The following is a 25990-nucleotide window of genomic DNA, read 5'->3' on the forward strand; positions in this document are numbered from 1 at the left end:
CACTTTCATGCCGTCATTTTCATGCCGTCACTTTCATGCGGTCACTGGGCCAGCCACCGTCACCAGGGCGCGTTCCATCAGATCGAGCCCTTCGTCAATCAGATCGTCGGATGCCGTCAACGGCACAAGCACGCGGATGGTTTCCCCCCTGGTGCCGCAAGACAGCAGGATCAGCCCGAGATCGAGCGCGGCGGCGGTGACGGCCCTGGCCACGGCGCCATCGGTCTTGCCATCCGGACCGGTCACATCGAAGCCGAACATCGCGCCAAGGCCGCGGATATTGGCCACCGGCAGGCCAGCGGCGGCAAAACCTTCGACCCTTGCCCGCATCCGGGCGCCGATCACGCTGGCGCGGGCGCACAGGCCTTCCTCTTCGATCACCGCGAGCACCGCGAGCGCTGCCGCGCAGCCGATCGGCGATCCGCCATAGGTACCGCCTAGGCCGCCGGGATCGAGCGCGTCCATGATCGGCGCGCGGCCGATCAGGCCGGCAAGGGGAAAGCCCCCCGCCAGCGACTTGGCAACGCACACCAGATCGGGTTCCACGCCCGAATGCTCGATCCCGAACAGCTTGCCGGTACGGGCAAACCCGGCCTGCACTTCATCGGCAATCAGCAGGATGCCGTGGCTGTCGGCCAGCGCGCGCAGCGCTTCGAGAAAAGCGGGCGGGGCAACATGAAAGCCGCCTTCGCCCTGGACCGGCTCGACAATGAACGCCGCCACGCGTTCGGGCTCCACATCGGCGGCGAAGAGATAGGCGATCGCCTCAAGCGTGCGTTCCACCGTGTTGCCGTCGAGCCCGGTAGGGAAGGGGGCGTGAAACACTTCGCCAGGCATCGGGCCGAAGCGGCGCTTGTAGGGCGTGGTCTTGCCGGTCATCGCGCTGGCGAGCAGCGTGCGGCCGTGGAAACCACCGGTAAACGCGATAATGGCAGAGCGTCCGGTGGCGGCCCGGGCTACCTTGACGGCATTTTCGGTCGCTTCTGCACCGGTGGTCAGCAGGATGGTCTTGGCCTCGCCCGAAAACGGGGCGGCCTCGTTCAGTTTTTCGGCCAGTGCGATATAGCTTTCATAAGGACTGACCTGGAACGCGGTGTGGGTGAAGCGTTCCATCTGTGCCGTCACCGCGGCCATGACTTGGGGATGGCGATGGCCGGTATTGAGCACTGCGATGCCGCCGGCGAAATCGATGAAGCGGCGCCCCTCCACATCCCACAGCTGCGCATTTTCAGCCCGATCGGCAAAGATCGCGGTGGACGAGGCCACGCCGCGCGGCACGGCCTTGTTGCGGCGGGCAAGGAGGGAAGCGTTGTCGACCATGGTTCGCGCACTCCGGGCTGGAACGGACAAGGGCCTCCGCCTTGGCATCATCGGCTTGCGCGCGAAAGCGCACTAATGCTACCTGTCCGGTGACTGGAAGTTACCAAGCGCAGGTTGCCACGGCCATGCCGGACCGCCCCCAACTGCCGCCCTTCGCCGCCTTGCGCGCCTTCGAGGCGTTTGGCCGCCACCGCGGCGTGCGCCGAACGGCCGCGGCGCTTGGAGTCAGCCATGCCATCGTCAGCCGCCACTTGCGCGCGCTGGAAGCCTGGCTGGGAGTGATGCTGGTTGACCGGCAGAGCGGCGGCCTGACGCCGGCGGGCGAACGCTACCACGCGCTGATCGGGCCGGCGTTCGATCAGTTGTGCACGGCGACCAGCCAGGCGCGGGGGCAGGACAGCGGGCGCCTCGACGTATGGTCGGTGGCGGGCCTGGCCTACCTGTGGCTCACGCCCAACCTCCCGGGTTTCGGCCGGCGCCACGCGGGCATGGCGCTGGACCTGCGGCCCAGCGACAGTCCGCCCGACCTTGCCCGGCGCGAGGCGCATGGCGATATCCGCTGGTATCTCGACTCCGCTGCCGAACTGCCCTCTCCCCGCGGCCTGGTGCGCCGGGCCATCGTGCGCCCGCGCCTGTTTCCGGTCGCCCGTGCCGATGCGCACTGGCTGGCGGGCGGAGACGTGGCAACCCCGCAGGATCTGCTGGCGCTGCCGCTGCTGCACGAAAATTCCGACGTGGAATGGCGCGCCTGGTTTGCCGCCCAGGGTCTGGCCGACCTGCATCCGCCGGTTGCCGCGCGGCTGTGGCAGGCGCACATGACACTGGCAGCCGCGGCCGACGGGCAAGGCGTGGCGATCACCAACGGTTTTCTGGCGGCGGAGCATCTGCGCAGCGGACGGCTGGTGGAACTGGGTGCCGGGAACCCGGCTTTCGCGCCCTGCGCGCCGGGGGCCTATTATTTCACGGCCAGGGCCGACATGTGGGATGCCCGGCCCATCGCCCGGTTTCGCGCCTGGCTGGCCGATGCGGTGGCCGCTTCCCCGCCCGACTGGCTGGCCCGCGACGATGGCTGCCCACGGGACCGGTTGACGGCCATGCCATGACGCGCGATTGAGATCGCAGTCCTGCCACAGGAGACCGACATGCGGTTGCGCATCCGTGTTGCCACCACCTTTTTGCCCATGGCCGTGATCCTGGCCGCACCGGCTGCCCATGCCGCCGGGACCGATGCCGCCAGCATTGCCAAGCCCGCCAAATTGCCGGCCAAGGCGGTGGCCGCCGCGCTGGCCGGTGCCGGCGCCCGTCACAGCACGGTGGAAGGCATTGCCGTTTCCGATCTGCCGCAACTGCATTCGGCCGACAGAAAGTTCATGAGCGGCGCCTATGCCGTGGCCGGGCCGAACCATGAAACCTTTGCGGGCGAAGGCTATCCGGTCAACGAGTTCATGATGTTCCTGGAGGGTGGCGTCACGCTGACCTCTGCCGATGGCACGATTCTGAAGGTGAAGGCCGGCGATTCGGTTTCCATTCCCAAAGGCTGGCTGGGCAGGTGGGACTCGCAGGGCTATCGCAAGTTCTACGTGATCTATGATCCCGACAAGCCGGTCGAATAGCGCCGCTCAGGCGGCTCGCACCCGGGTGATCACGTCCTGATACGCGCGATAGGCGTCTTCGCCCAGGTAATTGGCATACTGGCACTTGGCGAGCGCCGCGGCCGGCGGGAAGATTGCGGGATCGGTGCGGTATTCGGCATCCATCTGGGCCAGCGCCGCCGCATTTGGCGTGGGATAGCGGATGGTGCGGGAAATATCCGCCCCGGCTTCGGCGCCCAGCAGGTAATCGATGAAGGCATGGGCCGCATCCGGGTTGGGCGCGCCGGTGGGAATGCACAACTGGTCCGATTGCAGGATGCTGCCTTCGCGCGGAACCACGAAAGCCAGATCCTTGTCCTCGCGCATGACCTGGGCGATATCGCCATTGTATTCGACCACGATGTCGCAATCGCCCGAAAGAAGCAGGTCCTGGCCGTTATCGTCATGGAAAGTGGCGATATTGGCTTTCTGGCGGATCAGCAGGTCCTGCACCCTGGCCAGGGCCGCCGGGTCGAACCGGTTCATGTCCGCGCCAAGATAGATCTCGGTCAGCCGGCACAGGTCCGCCGCATCGGACATGACCGCGATGCGGCCCTTGTATTGCGGGGAATCGAACACCCATTTCCAGCTGTCGGGCACCCCGTCGATCTTGGACTTGCGATAGCCGATGCCCAGCACCAGCCAGGTATAGGGCATGGCATAGCGGCGGCCCGGATCGAACGGCGCGTCCTGAAACCGGGGCAGGATGTTCTTCATGTTGGGTATTCTGGCGTGGTTCAACGACATCAGCATGCCGGCCTTGGCCATGCGCTGCACGAAATCGTTGGCAGGAACCACCACGTCATAGCCGGGATTGCCGCTGCGCAGCTTGGCGAACAATTCGTCGTTGTTCGAATAAAGGCTCATGTTCACGCCGATGCCGGTGGCTTTTTCAAAGCCCGACAGCGTGTTCTTGCCGACGTAAGTGTCCCAGTTGTAGAAATTGACCGTCTGCCCGGGATGCTTTTTGCAGCCTGCCAGCCCCGCCAGGCTGATGCCGACCGCGGCCGTGCCCAGACCGGCGAGAAATCCACGTCGCGCCAGGGTTCCGTGCCGGGAAGGGGTTGCTTGCATGTTGGCCCTCGTGACTGGCCCGCGCGATATCGGGCATTGCATTTCGGCACGATATGTGATCACAGGTTGCAGGTAAAGCCTTTCATCGCAGGTGAGCACCAATGGCCTCGGAAGATGCACCCGGATCCTGCCGCCCCGGAAGGTTGACGCGTCGCGCTTTCGTGAAAAGCGGTTCGGCGGCGGCCGGCGCCGCGGGTGCGGGCGCGGTCCTGTCCGGCCCGGGAGCGGAGGCCGCGGCCATCACGCCGGCAATGCCCGCGCCGCTGCCTGCCGTGGCCGGCGAACCCGGCGGATATTACCCGCCGCTGCGCACCGGCATGCGCGGGTCGCATCCCGGCTCGTTCGAAGTGGCCCATGCCCTGCGCGATGGGCAGCAGGTGGGCCAGGCCCTGGCCGGCCCGGCGCACGAAAGCTATGATCTTGTCGTGGTCGGCGGGGGCATCAGCGGCCTTTCCGCCGCCTTGTTCTATCGCGATCGCCACCCGGCCGCGCGCATCCTGATCCTGGAAAACCACGACGATTTCGGCGGCCACGCCAAGCGCAACGAATTCCGGGTGCGCGGCCATACCCTGCTGATGAACGGCGGCACTGCCAGCATCGAAAGCCCTACGCCTTACAGCGGGACCGCCGACGGGTTGTTAAGGCGCCTGGGCATCGACGTGCCGGCGCTGGCCAAGGCCCATGGCGCGGGCGAGGCCGAGGAAGGCACGCTTGCCGGGGTAAAGCTGGGCAGGGCGGTGTTTTTCGACCGGGAAAGCTTCGGCGCCGACGCGTTGATCCCCCTGGCCGACGATGCCCCGCTGGCGCAGGCTCTGGCCAAGGCGCCGCTCTCGGCGGCCGCCCGGGCGCAGATCGCCGCGCTCGAGGCGGGCGCCACCGATCCGCTGGGCGCGATGCCCCTGGCCTCGCGCAAGGATTACCTGTCGACCATCAGTTACCGCGATTACCTGATCAAGCACGGCGGCCTGTCGGAAGAAGCGGTGCTGTTCTATCAGAACCGCCCGCTGGGCTGGTGGTGCGTGGGGGCCGATGGCATTTCCGCGCTCGATGCCTGGGGCACGGGGTTCTTTCCGGGCTTCAAGGGCCTGAAGCTGGCGCCGGGCGGCACCATGCGCATGGGCTATACCCCGCGCGGCTTTGCCAGCACCGGGGGCAGCTATGATTTCCATTTCCCTGACGGCAATGCCACGATCGCCCGCCGCCTGGTGGCCGAACTGATCCCCGGGTTCATGGCGCCGGGCCTTGGCATCGAACAATCGATCCTGGCGCCGGCCGACTATGCCGTGCTCGACCGGCCCGGAAACGCGGTGCGCCTGCGTCTTTCCAGCACGGCCGTCCACGCCGTCAATCGCGCGCAGGCCGGGGCGGATATCGTCTATTCCCATGCCGGCAAGGTGCACAAGGTGGCGGCGCGCCACGTTGTGATGGCCTGCTATAACATGATCATTCCCTATCTGGTGCCCAGCCTGCCCGAGGCGCAGAAGGAAGCCTTGCGCGAACTTGTGAAGGAACCGCTGGTCTATGTCAGCGTCGCGCTTGACAACTGGCGCGCCTTTGCCAAGGCGGGGATCGGATCGATCGAATTTCCCCAGGCCTGGTTCCAGAATGCGGCGATCGATCATGCCCTGCCCATGGGCGGCTATGCCGGGCCGAAATCGCCGGACGATCCCGTTCTGCTCCACCTGACCGGCATTCCCCATGCTCCTGGCCTGCCCGAACACGATCAGAGCCGCGCCGGTCGCATGGAGCTTTTGGACACGGACCTTGCCACGTTCGAAACCCGCATCCGCGACCTTTTGACCCGGGCCATGGGCGCGTATGGTTTCGACGCGGACAAGGATATCGCGGCAATCACCGTCAACCGCTGGCCCCATGGTTATGCCCCGGAATACAACGCCCTGTGGGACAAGCGGCAGGACGACGATCCGCTCGCCCCCCACAGGGTGGGCCGCCGCCGGTTCGGCGCGATCGCGATTGCCAATTCGGACAGCGGCCGCGCCGCCTATACCGACAGCGCGATCGACCAGGCCTGGCGCGCGGTGGGCGAACTGCTAGGATAGGGCGTGCGGGCGGCGCGGACAGAGTTTGGATCGACCGCTATCGCCCACTTTCCGCCGCTCCCCGGCAGCACGGCTGCGAGTTGAGCGGGACGCGAAAGCAGTTAGAATTTTCAGTCGAGCCAGAAAAATGGTCGTGGCTCTGCAGCTTTCCGATTGCCTACGTCGCGTTTAATCGCCGCGACCGTCTTTTCATTCGTGAGGCACTTGATCGCCTCTTGTAAAAGCGTGGGATTGTCCGGTGCGACCATGGCAATGGCATTCCTTATGTTTCTCGTTTGCCGCCATGCAAGCGCAGGCTCCGTCGCTTTCACCAAAGCGTGGAAAACAGGCTCCCACAGGTCCCGGTCAAATGGCTTGGCCGCCTGGAAGAGCATCACCAATGCCTCTGAACGGCCGCCCATGTTCTCGATATTATTCGCCGCTTCCGTGTATCGCGTTAGGAGCCTTTTTGCCGGGTTTGGGTTTCCCAGCTCTAAATACGCGCGTATTGGCCATGCCGACACTGCGACGCGCTTGTACCAGTTAACTTGCGAATCTGCTGCTTTGATCGCCTCGTGTAGGAGTTGTTCATAATCGTCATTCGGCCAGTAGCGCGCAACATAGGCCAGTGATTGGCATTTAAACCACGGATCTTCGATTGCACGAGCAATCGATAATGCCTTTTTTGGGTCGCTCACTACGAGGTTGATCGCGAGCTGTCGTTGGCCGGTTGGAGTCATGGGCATTTAAGTCTTATGGCACGGCAAAGGCTAACGTCCGCTCACCACCCATTCCGCCGTGCTGCTCTTCTGCCCACGCCGCCTCAGGCTCTTACCTTTGCGGCAAAGCTCTTGCGCAGTTTCATCAGCTTGGGCGGGATGACGGCCAGGCAGTAGGGATTGCGCTGGCCTTCGCCCTGCCAGTACTCCTGATGATAGTCCTCGGCTGGATACCACGGCGCCAGCGGCTCAATCGTGGTGACCACCGGGGCCTGGCGCTCGGCCTGGGCGCGGGCGATGGCAGCCCGGGCTTCGGCTTGCTGCGCTTCGTCCAGCGGGAAGACGGCAGAGCGATACTGCGTGCCCACGTCGTTGCCCTGGCGGTTGAGCTGCGTGGGATCGTGCGTGGCGAAGAAGATATCGAGCAACTGGCCGTAATCGATGACCGCCGGATCGAACGTGACGCGGATTGCCTCGGCATGGCCGGTGGTGCCGCTGCACACCTGCTTGTACGTCGGGTTTTCGGTGGTGCCGCCGATATAGCCGCTTTCCACTTCGGACACGCCGATCACGTCGCGGAACACGGCTTCGGTGCACCAGAAGCAGCCGCCGGCGAAAATGGCCTGCGTCATAATGGATCCTTTTCCAAGAAGTTTGTCCGCACAGATAGGAACCTCGCGCGCCGCTGTCATCCACCTGTCGTTGAATTGGCGGTGCCAAACGCATAGATGCGTGGCCCATGACCCAGCTTTCCGTCGCCGCGCTTCAGCTCGCGCTCAATTCGCCCGATGCGGCAGACAACATCGCCGCCGTATCCGCGCTGGTGGAACAGGCGGCGGCGCGGGGCGCGCAGATCGTGCTGCCGCCCGAACTTTTTGCCGGTCCCTATTTCTGCGTGACCGAGGACGAAGCGCGCTTCGCCCTGGCCCATCCCGTCGGCGAAGACCCTTCGATCAAGGCCATGCGGGCGCTGGCCAAGGGGCTGGGCATTGCCATTCCCACCAGCTTTTTCGAGCGTGACGGGCCGCATTACTACAACAGCCTGGCGATGATCGATCCCGCGGGAGAGATCATCGGCATCTATCGCAAGAGCCACATTCCCGATGGGCCGGGGTACGAAGAAAAGTACTATTTCCGCCCCGGCAATACCGGGTTCAAGGTGTGGGACGTGTTCGGCACGCGCATCGGCGTGGGCGTCTGCTGGGACCAGTGGTATCCCGAATGCGCCCGCGCCATGGCATTGATGGGCGCCCAGGTGCTGTTCTATCCCACCGCGATCGGCAGCGAGCCCTATGACGCCGCGCTCGATACCAGTCGTATCTGGCGCCGCGCCATGCTGGGTCATGCCGCATCCAATTGCATGCCGGTGGTGGCCGCCAACCGCATCGGTACGGAGGAAAACGACCAGGTCTTTTACGGGCACAGCTTCATCGCCGACGAATGGGGCGATTTCCGCGCCGAATACGGCCGCGAGGAAAGCGGCGCGCTGGTCGCCGCGCTCGATCTTGACGCGGCGGCGCGGCACCGTGCCGGCATGGGCTTCTTCCGCGATCGCCGCCCGCAGCTCTACAGCCGCCTGGCGCAGGATATCTGACCGCCGATGTCGGGGGACAGCCAGCACCAGTACCTGATCGCGCTCGGTTCCAACGTGCGCCATCCGCGCCATGGCGCCCCGGCGGGCGTGCTGCGCGCGGCGGCGCGTGCGCTCGATGACGCGGGCCTTGCACTCAGAGCGATGTCGCCGATCGTTGCCAGCGCACCGCTCGGCCCCTCGCGCCGGCGCTATGCCAATGCCTGCGCGGTGATCACCACCCCGCTGGAGCCGGCGCAACTGCTCGCCCGCCTGCAAGGTCTCGAACACAGCTTCGGCCGCGTGCGCCGCGGCGCCCCATGGCGCGCCCGCACGCTCGATCTTGATATCGTGCTGTGGTCCGGCGGAGCCCTGGCGGATATTCACGCCAACCTCGTCATCCCGCATCCAGCCTGCCGCCAGCGTCCCTTCGTGATGGGCCCGGCCGTGCGGATCGCCCCCGACTGGCGCGATCCGCTCACGGGGCTGGCAACAAAACACCTGGCTTCCCGCTTGACCCGCCGCCGCCCCGCCCCTAGGTGACGGCACCAACCACGCGCCATCGGGCGCCCGGGGCCCTTAGCTCAGTCGGTAGAGCAACTGACTTTTAATCAGTAGGTCGCTGGTTCGAATCCAGCAGGGCTCACCAAATTTCGCATACCGCAGAACTCTTCGACAGCACCGCCGATTCGGCGGGGGCAGTGCGTGCAAGTGTTTCACAGCGCTGGTGCAGCATGGAAAGCTGAGTCGCTGTGCCATGGCAAAGGATTGCAATGCCTGGCTTTGGGGCAATGGCAAAACGCTTGACCGCGAAAAGCTTCGCTAACGCACATTTGCGCTACTGACTGTTTCACATACCCGTCACGGAGCCGATCTATGGGCCTTTTGTATCCAATCAGCCGGATCGAGGGACAAGATCGTGCACCAATCCATCCTGATGAAAAGCTTTGTGGTTGCCGTCATGGCCGCGTGGTCCACGTCCGTTTTCGCACAAACCAACGCCGCCGCCGCCGCGCAGGACCAGCCTGCTGGTGCGCAGCCGGGTGAAGCGGAGCCGCAGGCGCAGATCATCGTTACCGGTTCGGCCCGGCCGCAGCGTCGTTTCGACGTGTCCTACGCGGTCAATTCGCTGAGCCAGAGCGACGTGCAGAAGATCGCGCCCAAGAGCTTTGCCGACCTTCTGGGCACCGTGCCGGGCATACAAGTGGAAGCGACGGGCGGCGAGGTGCAGAACATCACGCGGGTGCGCGGAATTCCGACCGACCGCGGCTATCTGATCTTCCAGCAGGACGGCCTGCCGCTCTATCACGAGATCGACGGCGTCTTTTTCAATTCGGGCGAAGGGATGAACCGCTTCGACCTGATGACCCAGCGCGTGGAAGTGGTGCGCGGCGGCCCGGCGCCGATCTATGCCAGCAGCGCGGCCGCCATTGCCAACAACATCACCGTGACCGGCACCGGCACGGCTGCGGGGCAGGCGCAACTTACGCTTGGCGATACCGGGCTTTATCGGCTGGATGCCATGCAATCTGGCCCGATCAGCGACAACACCTATTTTGCCATCGGCGGTTTCATGCGTCTGCACGAAGGCTATCGCGACAATGGCTTTCCCAACGACAGGGGCGGACAGATCCGCGCTAACCTGAAGCATGATCTGGATAACGGCTTCGTCAAAGTATCATTGCAGTATACCAACGATCACAACGTTTTTTATCTGCCCATTCCGGTGTCGGATCCGCGCAATGCATCGGTTTCGCTCAATTCCTATATCGATTACTTCAATGGCACGCTGAATTCCCCGTCGCTGCGCAACGTCAACATCAAGTATCGCGACGGCGCCGGCAACATCCAGACGCTGAACCGCGATCTGGCCGATGGACGGCACATGCGCTTCTTCAACGCCGCAGTGCAGTACGAAGGGGCGTTTGACGACTGGAACGTCTCGCTCAAAGCAGGGGTGACATCGGGCAAGAACAGCTTTGACGCGTTCTATTCCACCACCAATCCGGCCGATGCCAATACATTTGCCAACGATGGGACATCGACCAGCTATCTGTCCCGTGCGACGGCGGCATTCGGTTCGGGCGTGGCGCGGCTGGGCTATGCCATTGCCGGCACCAACGGGGCGACCGCCTATGATCCTTATGCGGATTCGGGCCTGGTGATGTCGGGCCAGTATCGCGCGGTCGAATCGCGTTTCTATTCGGTCCAGTCAGACCTCAGCGTGACGCGCAAGTTCGTCACGGGGCTGGGTACTCACGACATCCGCGCCGGCACCTATTTCTCGTTCTATGGCAATACCTCGTTCCAGGCTTATCAGGACATGCTCATCGAAGTGCGCAGCCAGCCGCGCACGCTCGATCTGGTGGCTTATTCGGCTTCAGGCACAGTGCTGGGCTCTGTCACGCAGAACGGCGTGCTGCGCTACACGACGACGTTGAACCAGGGCAAAGGCGATGCCAAGATGATTGCCGTCTATGCCAACGATACCTGGGACATCACGCCCCGCCTGCGGGTGGATGGCGGGATCCGCGCCGAATGGTACGGCTATCGTGGCTATGCGCTGCCGACCACCCAGGCCGATCTGGGCGATGCGACCACGCTGGCCGATACTACGACCCGTGCGTTTACCGGCGCCATCATCAATCAGCGGCTGAGCCCCAGCGCCGTTAACTGGACGGCCGGGGTCAATTACGATTTCAGCCAGCGCTTCGGCATCTATGGCCGCATTTCCAATCTGGAAGTGGTGCCGCAACTGAGCGTCGTCAGCAGCATCAACCCGACGATCGTGAAAACCAAGGCGCGCCAGTACGAAGTGGGCGTCAAGGCCAGTATTGGCGGTAATTATTTCTACGCCACAGGATTTTACACCAATTTCAATCCGTTCAATGCCTCGTTCGTGGCGTTCAATCCGCAAACGGGCCGGAACGATCAGGCCGTGCCGTTCATCGGCGAGGCAACGGTCAAGGGCGTCGAAATCGACGGGCGCATCGCGCCGACCTCGTGGTTTTCGCTCACCGGTTCGGCCACATGGCAGGACCCGGAATATGCCAACCTCGTCAACAGTTCCGGCGCCGATCCAAGCGCAGTCAACGGCAACCAGATCATCCGCGAACCCAAGTTCTTCGGCAATCTCAGACCCAATGTCAGCCTTGACGTGGCGGGCAACAGGGTCGAGATCTTTGGCCGCTTCGAGTGGGTCGGGAAACGCTATGTCGATCTGTTCAACCGCACTGTCCTGCCGGCCTATCAGACTCTGGGCGCAGGTGCTTCGCTGACCCGCGGCAACTGGCGCATCCAGGTTGTGGGCGACAACATCACCAACGCCAAGGGGCTGACGGAAGGCAATCCCCGTACCGACCAGCTTGCCGGACAGGGTTCCTCGGATGCCATCTATGGGCGGCCGCTGTTCGGCCGCAATTTCCGCCTGATCCTCAACCGGAAATGGTAATGCGCATGCCCCGCATCACGGCCAGGCTCTGCCTGGAGGCGATCGCGGCGATTGCGGCGATTGGGCTGGCGGCTGCGCCGGCCCGGGCCGCAACGGTGCGCGACATGCGGATCGAGGCGCTGTCCGCGCGGCTCTTTCCGCTGTTGACCGCGGCATCGCGCGACATCGCGGTTCTTGACGGTATCGCGCGGAGTCAGGCCATGTCCACCCTGATCGGGGAGCGGGCGCGACGCCGCGCCGCCTGCGCACAGACTATGCCGTGCCTGGCGCAGGCACTGCTGTGGACACCGGCCGAGATCGAAACGATGCGCCGTACATTCGCGCCGCTCAAGCCACTTGCCGGTGCCGACGATGGCCCCCAGGCCCAGGTGAAACGGGAACTGGAGGGCATCAACGCGATCGTGCGGACTTATGCGCTGGGCGAGGTTCCGGCCTATCCCGAGATCGACGGGGCCGGCGCGATCGACCCGGCGGAGCGCCAGGCGCGGCTGCAGGCCGCCGCCTGGCTCGCCGCCGCGCCGCGCACCGGGTCGGCGCAGGCCCTTGACCCGAGCGCCGACTACGCGCTGGCATTGCTCGACGTCAGCGACCGGACCGATGCCATCGATCACGAGCCGCTGGCGGAAGGCAGCAACGCGGCGGCTTTTGCCCGGGCCAAAGCGCTGGACTGGAGCAGATATCGCTACAGCGCGGCAATTGTCACCGGCGTCGGCCCGGAAATCGCCGGCATGGCGCTCAGCCCGTTCGGCAAGTACCATGTCCGATTGGCGGCCGAACGCTTTGCGCGGGGCGATGTCGGTTTCATTATCGTCAGCGGCGGGCGCGCCCATCCGCGCGCCACGCGCTTTGTCGAAGCGGTGGAAATGCGCAAGGCGCTGATCGAACGGTATGGCGTGCCTGCCGACGCGATCGTGATCGAACCTTATGCGCGCCACACGACGACAAACCTGCGCAACGCGGCGCGGATCCTGGCGACGATCGGTGCGCCGCCGGGGAAGGACGCGCTGATTCTCTGCAACCCGATCCAGAGCGCCTATATCGAAAGTCCCCGTTTTGCCCAGCGCAATGCCGACGAGCTGGGCTATCAGCCAGGCCGGATCGGCGCGCGCGTTTCCCCCACCGAACTGGTCTTCCAACCGGCGACGATCGTCAGCCGGGTGGACGCGCGCGATCCGCTGGACCCGTAAGCCAAGGAGAAGGACATGCCCAAGCGTTTTTCGATCGTGGCGCTTGCCGCTCTTGCGCTCGTGCCCCGGCAGGCCCAGGCCTGGGGCATGACGGGACACGCGGTGATCGACCGTGCGGCGATCGACGCGATTGCGCCGGACGGCCCCACGTTCCTGCAGAAATACCGCGATTTCATCGTCGCGTCCGCGTCCCTGCCGGACAGTTGGCGCGGCGCCTCGGAAAACTTTTCCAAGATCGAGGAAGATCCCAACCACGGCTGGTTCCGCGAGCAGTTCGCATTCCTCAAGCCCATTCCGCGCTCGCGTTATGAATTCGTCATCGCGGTATACGACCAGTATCGCAAGATCGCCCGCAGCGACCCGGCGAAAGCAGCGCGCACCAATGTCCGCTGGACGGGCACCTTGCCCTATGCCGCGATGGAAACCTACGAGCGCCTGATCGTGTGCATGCGTTATGTGCGCAAGGCGCGGGCGGAAGGGCGCGATGCCTCGGTTCCCGAACAGCACTGCGCGTTCCAGGTCATCCGCCTCGGCCACTATATTGGCGATGGTGCGCAACCATTGCATGATTCGATCCATTCCGATGGATGGATCGGCGACAACCCCCACGGTTACACCCGCGAGAGGAGCATTCACAGCCGCTTCGAAACCCAGTTCGTCGACGGCATGAAACTGACCGCTGCCGACATTGCCCCGCGCCTCGATCCACCGGCACGCCAGACCGGCGACATGTTCGATGCGGTGCTGGCGTTCCTGAACACGGCCGGCGACCAGGTGGAAACCGTCTACCGGCTGGAAAAGCGCGACGGTTTCGCCAATCATGCCGATCCCGATGTGCGGGCGCTGGTCTATCAGCGCACGGCCGCCGCCGCCTCCATGCTGCGCGACATGCTCGACCGGGCCTGGGCGGAAAGCGCGGACCCGGCCAAAGACGTCCAGCCTTCGCCGATCGATTTCGCCAATCCGCGGTTCAACCCGGAAACGGGTTCGGCGCCGGGCTGATCCGCCTGGCGCGCCCCCCGCCCAAAGTTTGGCTTGGGGGCGCTTAACCAAATCGCCCTGTCATTATGCGGCGGGCCTGTGCCAAAGGCCCGCCCATGAACATGCCGTCGTTGACCCATCTCGAGCGCCTGGAAGCCGAGGCGATCCACATCATGCGCGAAGTCGTGGCCGAGGCGGAGCGCCCGGTCATGCTCTATTCGGTGGGCAAGGACAGCGCGGTGATGCTGCATCTGGCGCGCAAGGCCTTTCATCCCGCGCCGCCGCCGTTCCCCCTGCTGCACATCGATACGACGTGGAAATTCCAGGCGATGTACGCGATGCGCGATCGCATGGCGCGCGAAAGCGGGATGGAACTGCTGGTCTATCAGAACCCCGAGGCTGCGGCGCGGGGGATCAACCCGTTCGATCACGGACCCCTGCATACCGACATGTGGAAGACCGAGGGCCTCAAGCAGGCGCTCGATCTGCATGGGTTCGACGTGGCGTTCGGCGGCGCGCGGCGCGACGAGGAAAAGAGCCGCGCCAAGGAGCGCATCTTTTCGTTCCGCACCGCCAGCCACGGCTGGGATCCCAAAAACCAGCGGCCCGAGCTGTGGAACCTTTATAACGCGCGCAAGAACAAAGGCGAAAGCATTCGCGTCTTCCCGATCAGCAACTGGACCGAGCTGGACATCTGGCAGTACATCCACCTGAACGACGTACCCATCGTGCCGCTCTATTTTGCCGCAAAGCGTCCGACCTACGAATGGGACGGGCAGCTGTTCATGGCCGACGATCCGGACCGGCTGGAAAAGGTTCTCGGCCGTCGACCCGACATCGTCGAACGCGCGATCCGCTTCCGCACTCTAGGCTGCTTTCCGCTGACCGGAGCGGTGGAAAGCACTGCGGCGACGTTGCCCGAAGTGATCCAGGAAACCCTGCTTACCACCACCAGCGAGCGCCAAGGCCGCGTGATCGACAAGGACGCCGGCGGGGCCGGCATGGAAGTGAAGAAGCAGCAGGGGTACTTCTGATGCAGCAGACCGTCACGGACGCGGCGGGCGTCGTCTACAAGACCGATGCCCTTATCGCGCGGGATATCGATGCCTATCTCGAAACGCATCAGCACAAGACGATGCTGCGCTTCATCACCTGCGGATCGGTGGACGATGGCAAGTCCACCCTGATCGGGCGATTGCTTTACGATTCCAAGATGATATTCGAGGATCAGCTGGCCGCACTGGAAAGCGACAGCCGCAAAGTGGGCACGCAGGGCGAAGCGATCGATTTCGCGCTGCTGGTCGATGGCCTTGCGGCCGAGCGCGAGCAGGGCATCACTATCGATGTCGCCTATCGCTTCTTCAATACCGAAAAGCGCAAGTTCATCGTCGCCGATTGCCCCGGCCATGAACAATATACGCGCAACATGGTCACCGGCGCCTCCACCGCCGATCTGGCCGTGATCCTGATCGATGCGCGCAAGGGCGTGCTGGTGCAGACGCGGCGCCATTCCTACCTCTGCCATCTTCTGGGCATTCGCAATTTCGTGCTGGCGGTCAACAAGATGGACCTGGTGGATTACAGCCAGGCCCGCTTTGACGAGATCGTGGCCGATTACCGCGCCTTTGCCGCCGGCATCGGCATCGGGACGTTCACGGCCCTGCCGATCTCGGGCTTCGCCGGCGACAACGTTACCGGCCCTTCGGCCAATACGCCCTGGTATGCCGGGCCATCGCTGATCGGGCACCTGGAAACCGTGCCGGTGCGCGGGGCCGACGATCTGGCGCGGCCGTTCACCATGGCCGTGCAATGGGTCAACCGCCCGAACCTCGATTTTCGCGGTTTTGCCGGCCTTGTCGCCAGCGGCAGCGTCAGGCGCGGGGACCCGGTGCGCGTACTGCCTTCGGGCAAGACCAGCACGGTAGCGCGGATCGTGACGCTGGATGGCGATCTGGACCAGGCCCAGGCCGGGCAGGCCGTGACCCTGTGCCTGGCCGACGAGATCGACTGTTCGCGCGGAGACGTGATCGCCCAGGCGGACAATGCGCCCGAAGTGGCCGACCAGTTCGAAGCGACGCTGGTGTGGATGGCCGACGAAGTGCTGACCCCGGGCCGCGCCTATTGGCTCAAGCTCGGCACGCAGACGGTATCGGCAACGGTGCGCGCGCCCGAATACGTCGTCAACGTCAACACGATGGAGCATCTGGCCGCCAAGACGCTGGAACTCAATGCCATCGGCGTGGCCGAAGTGGTGACGGACAAGCCCCTGGTGTTCGAGCCCTATGCGCAGAGCCGCACGCTGGGCGGGTTCATCCTGATCGACAAGATCACCAACGCCACGGTCGGCGCCGGCATGCTGAACTTCAGCCTGCGCCGCGCCCGGAACGTGCACTGGCAGGCGCTGGACATCACCCGCAAGGCGCATGCCGCGCTCAAGATGCAGCAGCCGGCCGTGTTGTGGTTCACCGGCCTGTCGGGCTCGGGCAAATCGACCATCGCCAACCTGGTCGAAAAGAAGCTGCATGCGCTGGGCAAGCATACGTTCCTGCTCGATGGCGACAATGTGCGGCACGGCCTGAACAAGGACCTGGGCTTTACCGATGCCGACCGGATCGAGAACATCCGGCGCGTGGGCGAAGTGGCCAAGTTGATGACCGATGCGGGCCTTATCGTGTTGACCGCGTTCATCAGCCCCTTCCGTGCCGAGCGGGAACTGGTGCGCAGCCTGCTGCCCGAAGGCGAGTTCATCGAGGTCTTTATCGATACCCCGCTGGAAGATGCCGAAAAGCGTGACGTCAAAGGTCTTTACCGCAAGGCCCGCAGCGGCGAACTGAAGAATTTCACTGGCATCGACAGCCCCTATGAACGGCCGGAGCATCCTGAGATCCGGGTGGACACCACACGCGAAAGCCCCGAAGAAGCGGCGGAGCGGATCGTCGAGCGGGTGATCGGCGCGTGGATGCCGGTCATCTGACCGGGCGGGCGACCGGATCGAAGTGAACGGGGGCAGGGCATGGACGATCTGGCACTGGCGCGGCACCTGGCGGAAAAGGCCGGAGAGATACTCATGGCCCTGCGCGCATCGGGCGCGCTCGTGGGCAGGGCGCTGGGCGCGGAAGGCGACAGGCTGGCCAACGCCTTTCTGATGCAGGAAATAGCCGCGCACCGCCGCGACGACGGGGTGTTGAGCGAAGAGACCGCCGATACCCCCGCGCGCCTGGCCAAGGACCGAGTGTGGATCATCGATCCGCTGGACGGTACGCGCGAATATGGCGAGGGCCGTGCCGATTGGGCCGTGCATGTGGGCCTTGCCGTCAACGGGCAGGCGCTGCTGGGCGCGGTGGCTCTGCCGGGCGAAAGGCTGGTGTTCGACAGCGCCGGCCCGACCCCGCCGCTGCCTTCTTTGCCGCCCGTGCCGCGTTTGCTGGTCAGCCGTTCGCGCCCGGCGCGCGAAGCGGTTGCCGTGGCCGAAGCGCTGGGCGGCGAGATGCTGCCGATGGGCAGCGCGGGGGCCAAGGCCATGGCGGTGGTCCGCGGGCAGGCCGAAATCTATCTCCATTCCGGCGGCCAGTACGAATGGGACAATTGCGCGCCAGTGGCAGTGGCGGCCGGCGCCGGCCTTCATGTTTCGCGCATCGACGGATCGCCGCTGGTTTACAACAATCCCGATACCTGGCTGCCCGATCTGTTGATCTGCCGGCGCGAATGGGCGCAACGCGTGCTTGAGGAAGTTGCGCGGATCGGCAATTGACGCAGGCGTGACAGGATTTCGGAACGACGAGAGGACACGATGATCGACCCCAAGCATTTCCGCGCCGTTCTGGGCGCCTATCCCACCGGCGTCTGCGTCATCACCTCGGTTGACGAGGCCGGCCTGCGCACCGGCCTCGTCGTCGGCTCGTTCACCTCGATTTCGCTCGATCCGCCGCTGGTGGGCTTTTTTCCCGACAAGCGATCGACATCGTGGCCGCGCATTGCCGAAACCGGGCGGTTCTGCGTCAACGTTCTGGGCGCCGATCAACTCGATCTGTGCCGCCGCTTTGCCAGCCGCGCCGACGACAAGTTTGCGGAACTGGCCCATGACACCAGCCCCACCGGGCTGCCCGTGCTGCAAGGCGCACTGGCGTGGATCGATTGCCGGATCGAACGCGTGAATGACATCGGCGACCACTGGCTGGTGGTCGGCGCGGTGGACGCGCTCGATGCGCGGGCGGGGGGCACGCCGCTGCTGTTCTTCCGCGGGCAGTACCACGATGCGGTGGAAATCGCCCAGGGGGTCTGACGCCGGCGCCTGCCCGCGCAGAAAATAGCTATGCGCCGGTCCCTTAGCGGGTGCACAGGCGCGTCTTGTGCGGCTAGGCTTTCCCCTGCAGAACGCGGGGAGAATACATGAAGCCGATCGAAGCCATCATGCGTACCGCGCCGGTCATCCCGGTGCTGGTGATCGACGATGTGGCCCATGCCCTGCCGGTGGCGCGGGCCCTGGTGGCAGGCGGCCTGCGGGTGCTGGAAGTGACTTTGCGAACGCCCGCCGCGCTCGATGCGATAACCGCGATGAAAAGCGTGGATGGCGCTATCGTGGGCGCAGGCACGGTGACCAACCCCGGCGAGCTCAAGGCCGCCATCGACGCGGGCGCCGAATTCATCGTATCGCCCGGTCTGACCGAACGGCTGGGCCAGGCGGCCGTCAATGCTGGCATTCCTTTCCTGCCCGGCACGGCAAGCGCGGCGGACATCATGCGCGGGCTCGATCTTGGGCTTACCCATTTCAAGTTCTTTCCGGCCTCCACTTCGGGTGGGTTGCCCGCGCTCAAGGCCCTGGCGGCGCCCTTTTATCAGGCCCGGTTCTGCCCCACGGGCGGGATCACCGCGGCAACGGCGGCCGAATGGCTGGCGTTCGATCGCGTGCTTTGCGTCGGCGGCAGCTGGATCGTGCCCAAGGGCGCGCCCGACGAGACCGAAATCGAGCGTCTGGCGCGGGAAGCTTGCGCGCTTGGCGAAGGCTGAAGGCACCAACCGGCCGGATCGCAGTTTGCTTGCCCAGGAAGCAGGACTCTGCAGCTTGGTAATGGCATTGCAGCCCGCAAGGGGGAACCGCAGATGAAGACCGTCGCACAGCTCAGGGATCGTTTGCGCAAGCTGCACGAGCGGACCGCCGAAACGCCGCTGTTCAATCCCGTTTTCCAGTTGAGCCACGATCTTTCGCGCCAGTTGGAGGCCAGGGCCTTGTCGCTCGACGACATGGACGCTCTGGTGGCCGAACTGGAGTGCGAGGCGCTGCAAAACCGTGCCGGGCGCCTGCGCCGGCTGATCGCGCCGACCGACCCGGGCGAGAACCTGGCGCGCATTGCCGCCCTGCTGGACGAGGAAGATGGTTTCGGCCAGTTTCGCGCTCGCTGGGAAAAGCCGCTCCTGCATGCGGTGTTCACGGCCCATCCCACATTCCTGCTCAATCCCGCACAGGCGGACGCGGTGGCGACCGCGGCCCTGGCCGACGATCCGCTGGCCGCCACGGTATGCGCGCTTCCGGCCCAAAGCGCGGCTATCACCCTGGAATTCGAACATCTCGAAGTGTGCGACGCCATCGAGCGCGCGGGCCATGCGCGTGACCGCATCAATGCCGCGCTGCTGTCGCATGCCCGCCAGCGCTGGCCGGGGCGCTGGCTCGATTTCCGGCCCTTGCCGTTCCGTTTTGCCACCTGGGTCGGTTACGACATGGACGGTCGCACCGATATCGGCTGGCATACGTCCATCGCGTTCCGCCTGCGCGAAAAGGCGCGGCGCCTGGGCCGTTACAGCGCAAGCTTGGCCGGCCTGGTGCCCGGCCATGCGCTGATCGCCACGCTCGACGCGGCGCAGACCCACGCATCGGAAATGGCGGAGCTGTTTTCGCGGCCGCTCGACGCGCCCGAAACGCTGGCCGATGCCGCCAACCGCCTGACGGCCGACGATCCGGCCAAGCTGCTGACGCTGAGGCCGCTGATCGCCGTGCTGGAAAGCGATGCGGCAGAGGCCGAGGACGGCGATGTGGCGGTGGGCCTGGCAACGCTGGCCGGCGCCATGCGCGCCGATGGCCTGGGCATGGGCTGGATCCACTTCCGCGTGAACGCGTCGCAGTTGCACAACGCCCTGCGCCGCCGGATCGATCCGGAAGGCACGCTTGACCTTGCCAGCAAAAGCGCGATCTCGCGCCTGCGCGAGCTTCTGGCCGAAGCAAAGCCGCTGCGCGTCAATTTTGCCGCGCTGGCGATCGAAACGAGCACGGCCATCCGCCAGTTCCTGGCCATGGCGCAGATCCTGCATCACATCGATGCCGATGCGCCGGTCCGCATGCTGATTGCCGAATGCGAACAGCCGCAGACGGTGCTGGCTGCGCTCTATTTCGCGCGGCTGTTCGGCATCGACGACAAGGTCGACGTATCGCCGCTGTTCGAAACGGAAACCGCGCTCGAACACGGCGGGCGGTTTCTCGAAGCCCTGCTGGCCGAGGAGGCCTATCGCGATTACGTGCGCCGGCGCGGGCGGGTTTCGATCCAGACCGGTTTTTCCGATGCCGGCCGCTTTATCGGGCAATTGCCCGCTGCCCTCGCGATCGAGCGCCTGCAGGGACGCCTGGCCGAGGCGATGACCGCCAACGGCCTCGCTGACGTTGCCGCGCTGGTGTTCGATACGCACGGGGAATCGATGGGGCGCGGCGCGCATCCGGCCGGTTTTGCCGATCGGTTGACCTGGCCATTGAGCCGCTGGGCTCGCCGCCGGTTCGCCAAGGCGGGCATCGCGCTCGAGCCGGAAGCGAGTTTCCAGGGCGGCGATGGCTATCTTTTCTTCCGCAACGACGAACTGGCACTCGCCACGCTGACCCGCATTGCCGAGGCGGAAACGGCCTTTGCCGCGCCTGCGGCGCGCGATCCGTTCTATGACCGTACCGACCTGAGCCTCGATTTCTATCGCGCGATCCGCCGCGTGCAGCGCGATCATCTGAAAAGCGCGACATACGCCCGCGCTGTGACGGCTTTCGGTCTGGGCATGCTCAAGCCGACCGGCAGCCGGGTCTCGCGCCGCCAGTCGGACATTTCGGCCGACCGTTCGATGAGCCTGCGCCAGATCCGCGCGATCCCGCACAATGCCATCCTGCAGCAGATCGGCTATCCGGTGAACGTGATCGCCGGCGCCGGGACGGCCGTGGGCGACGAGATGGAAGCCATTGCCGAACTCCTGGGGCAGTCTGAACGCGGCAGCCAGCTGGTGCGGCTGCTGCGCGCGGCCAATGGCCTGGCCTCGATCAAGACGGTGGCGGCCTATGGCGAACTGTTCAATTCCGCCTATTGGGCCAGCCGCCCGTATCGCGGTACGGAAACCGCGCTGGAAGCGGCCTGCATGGCGCTGGCCGAATATCTGACCAAGGACGATCGCGCCGGGGTGTTTCGCCGGCTGACGTCGCGTCTGCGGGTCGACTGGATGAAGCTTCACCGCCTGCTTGCGCTGGTGCCGGGCTCGCCGGCGGGGCGCGATCCGGTGGTCGATGCCGAACGCCGCACGATCGGCCTGCTCCAGGCTGTGCGCCTGGCGCTGTTGATGCACATGTTCCTGCGTGCGGTGCAGGTGCCGCCGTTCTCGCGCTCGAACGATGTCAGCCGCGACGACGTGCTGGAAATGGTGCTTTCGCTGCGCGTGGACGATGCCCTGGCGCAGCTGCGCCGCGCCTATCCGGCGGCGATCCCCCATCTGGCTGATTTCAGCGTGGACGAAGCAAGCGACTTTCCCGATCACGACGGCGAGGACTATGGCGCGATTCGCACCCGCTTCATCGATCCGATCGAGCGCGCCCATGCCCTCAACCTGCGCGTGTCGGTGGCCGTGGCCAACTATTTCGGCGCGCACGGCTGAACCCGTCCCAAGAGGCAGGCGCCTACAGCGGAAAGTCGTGCTAGTCCCGCTTTGTCATTCGATCCGAACGCCGGATCAGGAGCCGGATCAGGAGAGCGTGTCGCCATGCGTCGCCGGTTTTGCGCAGCCATAGCCCTGGCCCTGGCCGGCCCCGCTTTCGCGCCGGCCCCGGCGCAGGGTTCTGCCATTTCCTCGCTGCTACAGGGGGTGATCCCGGGGCGCTATGCCGTCAATCCCGAACAGACCGTCGCGCGGTTTCGCGTGCGCTATCTGGGCATGAGCCACATCGAAGGCCGGGTGCCCCGGGCGACCGGCACGGTGGTCATAGACCCTACCGATATTCACGCCATGGCGCTCGACGTGGTCATGCCGGCGACGGCGATCGCGACCGAGGACGGCACGTTCGACGACGAACTGAAAGGACCGGGCCTGTTCGACGTTGCGCGCTATCCCACGATTCGCTTTCAGGGGCGCCGGCTGGTGCCCACCGGATCGCGCACCGCGCGCATCGAAGGGGAAGTGACGATGCACGGCGTGACGCGCCCCCTGCTGCTCGATGCCACTTTTGCCAATCCGTCGGGCGCATCGGCTGGCGGCAAGGGCGGCGCGCTTTCCGTCATGGCCACGGGCACGGTCCGCCGGTCCGAATTCGGCATGACGAAATATACGCCGTTCGTGGGCGACGAGGTGAAAGTGACCATCGCCGTGGTGCTCGACCGCGCCGGCTGAATGGACCGGCGGTGAATGCCGGCATGGTGCCGCGAGAGCGGCGGCCGAAAGGAAAAGCGCGCCCGTGCAAGCACGCTCTGTTCTTTGGTCCTGTGGCGGAACGGCTTAACCCTTGGGGGCGAGTACCATCAGCATCTGGCGGCCTTCCATGCGTGGGAACGCCTCGATCTTGGCGACTTCGGCCACGTCTTCCTGCACCCGCTTGAGCAGGTTCATGCCCAGCTGCTGGTGCGAAAGTTCGCGACCGCGGAAACGCAGAGTCACTTTCACCTTGTCGCCGTCTTCGATGAAGCGATACACGTTGCGCATCTTCACGTCATAGTCGTGATCATCGATATTCGGACGCATCTTGATCTCCTTGATCTCCTGCGTCTTCTGGCTCTTGCGGGCGGCGTTGGCCTTTTTCTGCGCCTCGTAACGGAACTTGCCCACGTCGAGGAACTTGCACACCGGCGGATCGGCGTTGGGCGACACTTCAACCAGGTCCAAGCCGACTTCGGCTGCCTGATCGATCGCTTCACGCGTGTACATCACGCCAAGATTCTCGCCGTTTTCATCGATCACGCGCACTTTGGGCACGTTGATCATCTGGTTGTAGCGAGGACCACTCTTGACGGGGGGCGCCAACATGCGCCGGGGCGGGGGAGCTATAGTGCTATCTCCTGACGTTGATCGGGGTGCGAGTCATCAAACGGACTCAACGCGCGCTCTTATCACAACAACGCGGCAGATAAAGAGCCTTCGGCTACATCTGGGCGCGCGGTGCATGCGTTTCAAGCCGCAGCAGCCTGCCATAGTGGGAAATGCGCCACACGCGCAGCCGTCGGGACAAGCGCGGTGATGCGGCCCGCGGGCTGCATCGCCTTGAGCAGGGCCGGGTGTGCGGCATCCAGCCCGCCGGTGAGCGTGCCGAAGGCCGGAAGGATCAGCTTGCGCTCGCTCATCACCGCGCAGGGACGGCTGACCGTGCGGCCCCGCGCGGCCAGGCGCAGGCGCGGATGGAAATGGCCCGAAAGCTCGGGCCGGGTTTCCCCGCTCTGCGCTTCGTGCCGCAGGACCACGCCGCCCGTCGCCAACTCGCGCAGCATGGTGCCGCCGATCAGGTTTTCCGGGGCGGCGGCGCCTTTTTCGTCATGATTGCCGGTGATCCACACCCAATCGACCCTGGCGGCGAGCGCGGCCAGATGCTCCGCCGCATGGGCATCGAGCCGGGCAGGGCCATGGGCATCGTGGAAATTGTCGCCCAGGCAGAACACCCGGCGCACGCCGCCGCGCCCGATCAGGCGGCCCAGGCGATCGAGCGTTTCGCGGCTGTCGTAAGGGGGCAGCAACTGTCCGCCGCGGGCGTACCAGCTGGCTTTTTCCAGGTGAAGATCGGCTACCAGCAGCGCCTGCTCCGCCGGCCAGACCAGCGCCCGCGCCGAACCGAGCAGCCATTCCTGCCCGGCAAACTGGAAAGGGGCGAACGAAAGGGGAACCATTTCTTCCCCTTGCCGCAGCGGCGGCGATTTGGCAAGCGCCCGGAATCGAGGAGATCGCATGACCGATTGGACGCCCCATACCGCCCGCGCCCGCACCTGGTTCGAGGCACTGCGCGACCGCATCTGCGCGGCGTTCGAGGCGATCGAGCGCGAGGCGGGAAGCGAGGCGGTCTTTTCCTACACCCCCTGGAACCGCGCGCACGCGGGCGAGCCGGTGGAAAACGGCGGCGGCGGCGTGCAGGGGCTGATGAAAGGCACGGTGTTCGAGAAAGTCGGGGTCAACGTTTCCACCGTGCAGGGCACGTTCAGCCCGGATTTCGCCGGAACAATCAACGGCGCCGATGTGGAAAACCCGGCCTTCACGGCGACCGGCATCAGCCTGGTGGCGCACATGGCCAACCCGCACGTGCCCGCCGTGCACATGAACACCCGCTTCCTCACCACGCGCAGGGCCTGGTTCGGCGGCGGCGGCGATCTCAATCCCCCGATCCCCTATGACGAAGACACGGCCGATTTCCACGCGCGCTTTCAGGCCGCCTGCGACGTGCACGATCCGGCCTATTATCCGCGCTTCAAGGCCTGGGCCGACGACTATTTCCACATTCCGCATCGCAAGGTGGACCGCGGCGTGGGCGGCATCTTCTATGATCACCTGGAATGCGCCGACGATGCCGCGTTCGAGGCCAACTTTGCCTTCACCCGCGATGTGGGGGAAGCGTTCCTCGACATTTTCCCGCGTCTGGTGCGGCGGCGCATGAACCACGAATTCAGCCCGCAGGATGAGCAGCGCATGCTGGAATGGCGCGGCCGCTATGCCGAATTCAACCTGGTCTATGACCGGGGCACGCTGTTCGGCCTGAAGACCGGAGGCAATGTCGACGCCATCCTGATGAGCCTGCCGCCGCGCGCGGTGTGGAGTTGAAGCGATGGTCATTGCCGAAACTGCCGCGCCGCTGACCGCCGGGTTCCACGCCGTTGCCCGTGGCGACGTGGCCGCGGTCGTCACGGCGCTGGAAATGCGCGCCATGCCGCCCGATCTCAAGCGTCCGACGCCCGAGGCAGACGTGCCGCTGCAACTGGTGCGCTGGAAAGCCCCCGATCCGGCAAAGTACCGCCTGCTCTATCGCCGCGTCGGGGCGAAATGGCTGTGGTGGTCGCGCCTGGCGCTGGACGATGCCGCGCTGGGTGCGATCATCCACGATCCGAATGTCGAAATCTATGCCATGGCCGATCGCGCCGGCATCGAAGTGGGCATGCTGGAACTCGATTTCCGCAAGCCTGGCGAGGCGGAGATCGCCTTTTTCGGCCTGATCCCCGGGGCCACCGGCAAGGGTTTCGGCAAATGGCTGATGCGCCGCGCCTTGCAGAAGGCCTGGGGCCGGGAAGGCGTGGCGCGCGTGTGGGTGCACACCTGCACGCTGGATGGGCCGAGCGCGCTGCCGTTCTACATGGCGCAGGGGTTTGTGCCCTACGCGCGCTTCGTGGAAGTGTTCCCTGACCCGCGCGGGCTGGGCCTGCTGGGCGATGAAGCGCCGCAGGTGCCGGTTTTGGGGTGAAACAGAGCAGACATTTTTTCAAATGATCATCTATGCCAGCGATTGATGGACGTCGACAGTCAGGCGCTAAATTTTTCAGTTAGGGTGAGACGCTTTTTTCCCGAACTCCTGGATGAACATGTTAACGCCCTCTCTGGTTTCTTTGAGTGCGTCCCTAAGAAATCACATGAGATGCCGTTCGTCCTCGGGTTTCCGAAGACGGAGGATTACATCAGCGGAAACATCGGGCTTTGGATTTGGCTGAAACTCACTAGGTTTCGTGGACAAAGGTTGACAACGGACTCGCTGCTTGATTCAAGGCTGTCTTTTGGAGGCGGCGTTGGGCGAGCGGATTGGTTTGAGGGACGACGAGTGGGCAATAATCT

At 64.9% G+C, this 25990-nt stretch carries 24 protein-coding genes and 1 tRNA gene; 19 read left to right on the forward strand and 6 right to left on the reverse strand.

Features of this window, described 5'->3' with window-relative positions:
- Positions 1 to 33: 33 nt before the first annotated feature.
- Complete coding sequence (gene gabT / locus AC3EDY_RS15135; RefSeq protein ID WP_488573332.1) at positions 34 to 1320, reverse strand: 4-aminobutyrate--2-oxoglutarate transaminase; 1287 nt, start codon at positions 1318 to 1320, stop codon at positions 34 to 36.
- A gap of 125 nt (positions 1321 to 1445) precedes the next feature.
- Here gabT and AC3EDY_RS15140 point away from each other — a divergent pair, with 125 nt between their 5' ends.
- On the forward strand, positions 1446 to 2423 hold the full coding sequence (locus tag AC3EDY_RS15140) for a LysR substrate-binding domain-containing protein (RefSeq protein ID WP_488573333.1): 978 nt from the start codon (positions 1446 to 1448) through the stop codon (positions 2421 to 2423).
- Between the two features lie 39 nt (positions 2424 to 2462).
- On the forward strand, positions 2463 to 2933 hold the full coding sequence (locus tag AC3EDY_RS15145; RefSeq protein ID WP_488573334.1) for a cupin domain-containing protein: 471 nt from the start codon (positions 2463 to 2465) through the stop codon (positions 2931 to 2933).
- Positions 2934 to 2939: 6 nt separating this feature from the next.
- Here the strand turns inward: AC3EDY_RS15145 and AC3EDY_RS15150 are convergent, their stop codons facing one another.
- Positions 2940 to 4025: an ABC transporter substrate-binding protein gene (locus AC3EDY_RS15150; protein WP_488573335.1), complete on the reverse strand. Its 1086-nt coding sequence runs from the start codon at positions 4023 to 4025 to the stop codon at positions 2940 to 2942.
- Between the two features lie 143 nt (positions 4026 to 4168).
- Here AC3EDY_RS15150 and AC3EDY_RS15155 point away from each other — a divergent pair, with 143 nt between their 5' ends.
- A complete protein-coding gene (locus AC3EDY_RS15155) occupies positions 4169 to 6085 on the forward strand; it encodes an NAD(P)-binding protein (protein WP_488573336.1) in 1917 nt (638 codons plus the stop codon).
- 110 nt (positions 6086 to 6195) lie between these two features.
- Here the strand turns inward: AC3EDY_RS15155 and AC3EDY_RS15160 are convergent, their stop codons facing one another.
- Entirely contained in the window at positions 6196 to 6810 is a 615-nt protein-coding gene (locus tag AC3EDY_RS15160; RefSeq protein ID WP_488573337.1) for a hypothetical protein, read from the reverse strand.
- Between the two features lie 77 nt (positions 6811 to 6887).
- Entirely contained in the window at positions 6888 to 7415 is a 528-nt protein-coding gene (msrA, locus tag AC3EDY_RS15165; RefSeq protein ID WP_488573338.1) for a peptide-methionine (S)-S-oxide reductase MsrA, read from the reverse strand.
- Positions 7416 to 7522: 107 nt separating this feature from the next.
- On the opposite strand from msrA, the gene aguB reads away from it, so the two are divergent.
- The 13 genes from aguB to AC3EDY_RS15230 all read left to right on the forward strand — a co-directional run bounded on the left by aguB (position 7523) and on the right by AC3EDY_RS15230 (position 22588).
- Positions 7523 to 8377, forward strand: coding sequence for an N-carbamoylputrescine amidase (aguB, locus tag AC3EDY_RS15170; RefSeq protein ID WP_488573339.1), 855 nt, complete (start codon positions 7523 to 7525; stop codon positions 8375 to 8377).
- Positions 8378 to 8383: 6 nt separating this feature from the next.
- Positions 8384 to 8896: a 2-amino-4-hydroxy-6-hydroxymethyldihydropteridine diphosphokinase gene (folK, locus tag AC3EDY_RS15175; protein ID WP_488573340.1), complete on the forward strand. Its 513-nt coding sequence runs from the start codon at positions 8384 to 8386 to the stop codon at positions 8894 to 8896.
- A 30-nt stretch (positions 8897 to 8926) separates the two neighbouring features.
- A tRNA-Lys gene (locus AC3EDY_RS15180) sits at positions 8927 to 9002 on the forward strand.
- Between the two features lie 288 nt (positions 9003 to 9290).
- Positions 9291 to 11804, forward strand: a complete 2514-nt coding sequence (locus AC3EDY_RS15185; RefSeq protein WP_488573354.1) for a TonB-dependent receptor — start codon at positions 9291 to 9293, stop codon at positions 11802 to 11804.
- A gap of 5 nt (positions 11805 to 11809) precedes the next feature.
- A complete protein-coding gene (locus tag AC3EDY_RS15190) occupies positions 11810 to 12991 on the forward strand; it encodes a YdcF family protein (RefSeq protein ID WP_488573341.1) in 1182 nt (393 codons plus the stop codon).
- A 15-nt stretch (positions 12992 to 13006) separates the two neighbouring features.
- Complete coding sequence (locus AC3EDY_RS15195; RefSeq protein WP_488573342.1) at positions 13007 to 13993, forward strand: phospholipase C/P1 nuclease family protein; 987 nt, start codon at positions 13007 to 13009, stop codon at positions 13991 to 13993.
- A 101-nt stretch (positions 13994 to 14094) separates the two neighbouring features.
- Positions 14095 to 15006 carry a sulfate adenylyltransferase subunit CysD gene (gene cysD / locus AC3EDY_RS15200; protein WP_488573355.1) on the forward strand — a complete coding sequence of 304 codons (912 nt, stop codon included), beginning with the start codon at positions 14095 to 14097 and terminating at the stop codon, positions 15004 to 15006.
- A complete protein-coding gene (cysN, locus tag AC3EDY_RS15205) occupies positions 15006 to 16946 on the forward strand; it encodes a sulfate adenylyltransferase subunit CysN (RefSeq protein ID WP_488573343.1) in 1941 nt (646 codons plus the stop codon). The genes cysD and cysN overlap by 1 nt, the downstream gene beginning before the upstream one ends.
- 39 nt (positions 16947 to 16985) lie before the next feature.
- On the forward strand, positions 16986 to 17723 hold the full coding sequence (locus AC3EDY_RS15210) for a 3'(2'),5'-bisphosphate nucleotidase CysQ (RefSeq protein WP_488573344.1): 738 nt from the start codon (positions 16986 to 16988) through the stop codon (positions 17721 to 17723).
- A gap of 39 nt (positions 17724 to 17762) precedes the next feature.
- Positions 17763 to 18254, forward strand: a complete 492-nt coding sequence (locus AC3EDY_RS15215) for a flavin reductase family protein (protein WP_488573345.1) — start codon at positions 17763 to 17765, stop codon at positions 18252 to 18254.
- Between the two features lie 107 nt (positions 18255 to 18361).
- Positions 18362 to 18979, forward strand: coding sequence for a bifunctional 4-hydroxy-2-oxoglutarate aldolase/2-dehydro-3-deoxy-phosphogluconate aldolase (gene eda, locus AC3EDY_RS15220; RefSeq protein ID WP_488573346.1), 618 nt, complete (start codon positions 18362 to 18364; stop codon positions 18977 to 18979).
- A 93-nt stretch (positions 18980 to 19072) separates the two neighbouring features.
- A complete protein-coding gene (locus AC3EDY_RS15225; RefSeq protein ID WP_488573347.1) occupies positions 19073 to 21859 on the forward strand; it encodes a phosphoenolpyruvate carboxylase in 2787 nt (928 codons plus the stop codon).
- 105 nt (positions 21860 to 21964) lie between these two features.
- On the forward strand, positions 21965 to 22588 hold the full coding sequence (locus tag AC3EDY_RS15230; RefSeq protein ID WP_488573348.1) for a YceI family protein: 624 nt from the start codon (positions 21965 to 21967) through the stop codon (positions 22586 to 22588).
- Between the two features lie 105 nt (positions 22589 to 22693).
- Here AC3EDY_RS15230 and infC read toward each other — a convergent pair whose 3' ends face one another.
- Positions 22694 to 23218, reverse strand: a complete 525-nt coding sequence (gene infC, locus AC3EDY_RS15235) for a translation initiation factor IF-3 (protein ID WP_488573349.1) — start codon at positions 23216 to 23218, stop codon at positions 22694 to 22696.
- A 143-nt stretch (positions 23219 to 23361) separates the two neighbouring features.
- Positions 23362 to 24069 (reverse strand): ligase-associated DNA damage response endonuclease PdeM, encoded by a 708-nt coding sequence (gene pdeM, locus AC3EDY_RS15240; protein WP_488573350.1) that lies wholly within the window; start codon positions 24067 to 24069, stop codon positions 23362 to 23364.
- 58 nt (positions 24070 to 24127) lie between these two features.
- Between pdeM and hemF the strand changes: the two genes are divergently transcribed.
- From hemF to AC3EDY_RS15255, 3 genes are all read left to right on the forward strand, one after another.
- The gene (hemF, locus tag AC3EDY_RS15245; RefSeq protein ID WP_488573351.1) at positions 24128 to 24991 is read left to right on the forward strand and encodes an oxygen-dependent coproporphyrinogen oxidase; all 864 of its coding nucleotides are present in this window, start codon (positions 24128 to 24130) and stop codon (positions 24989 to 24991) included.
- A gap of 4 nt (positions 24992 to 24995) precedes the next feature.
- On the forward strand, positions 24996 to 25625 hold the full coding sequence (locus tag AC3EDY_RS15250; protein WP_488573352.1) for a GNAT family N-acetyltransferase: 630 nt from the start codon (positions 24996 to 24998) through the stop codon (positions 25623 to 25625).
- A 45-nt stretch (positions 25626 to 25670) separates the two neighbouring features.
- Positions 25671 to 25990: hypothetical protein (locus AC3EDY_RS15255; RefSeq protein WP_488573353.1), on the forward strand; the 320-nt coding region annotated here is incomplete at its 3' end.

It is taken from the genome of Novosphingobium sp. DS6-6, from assembly GCF_057784975.1.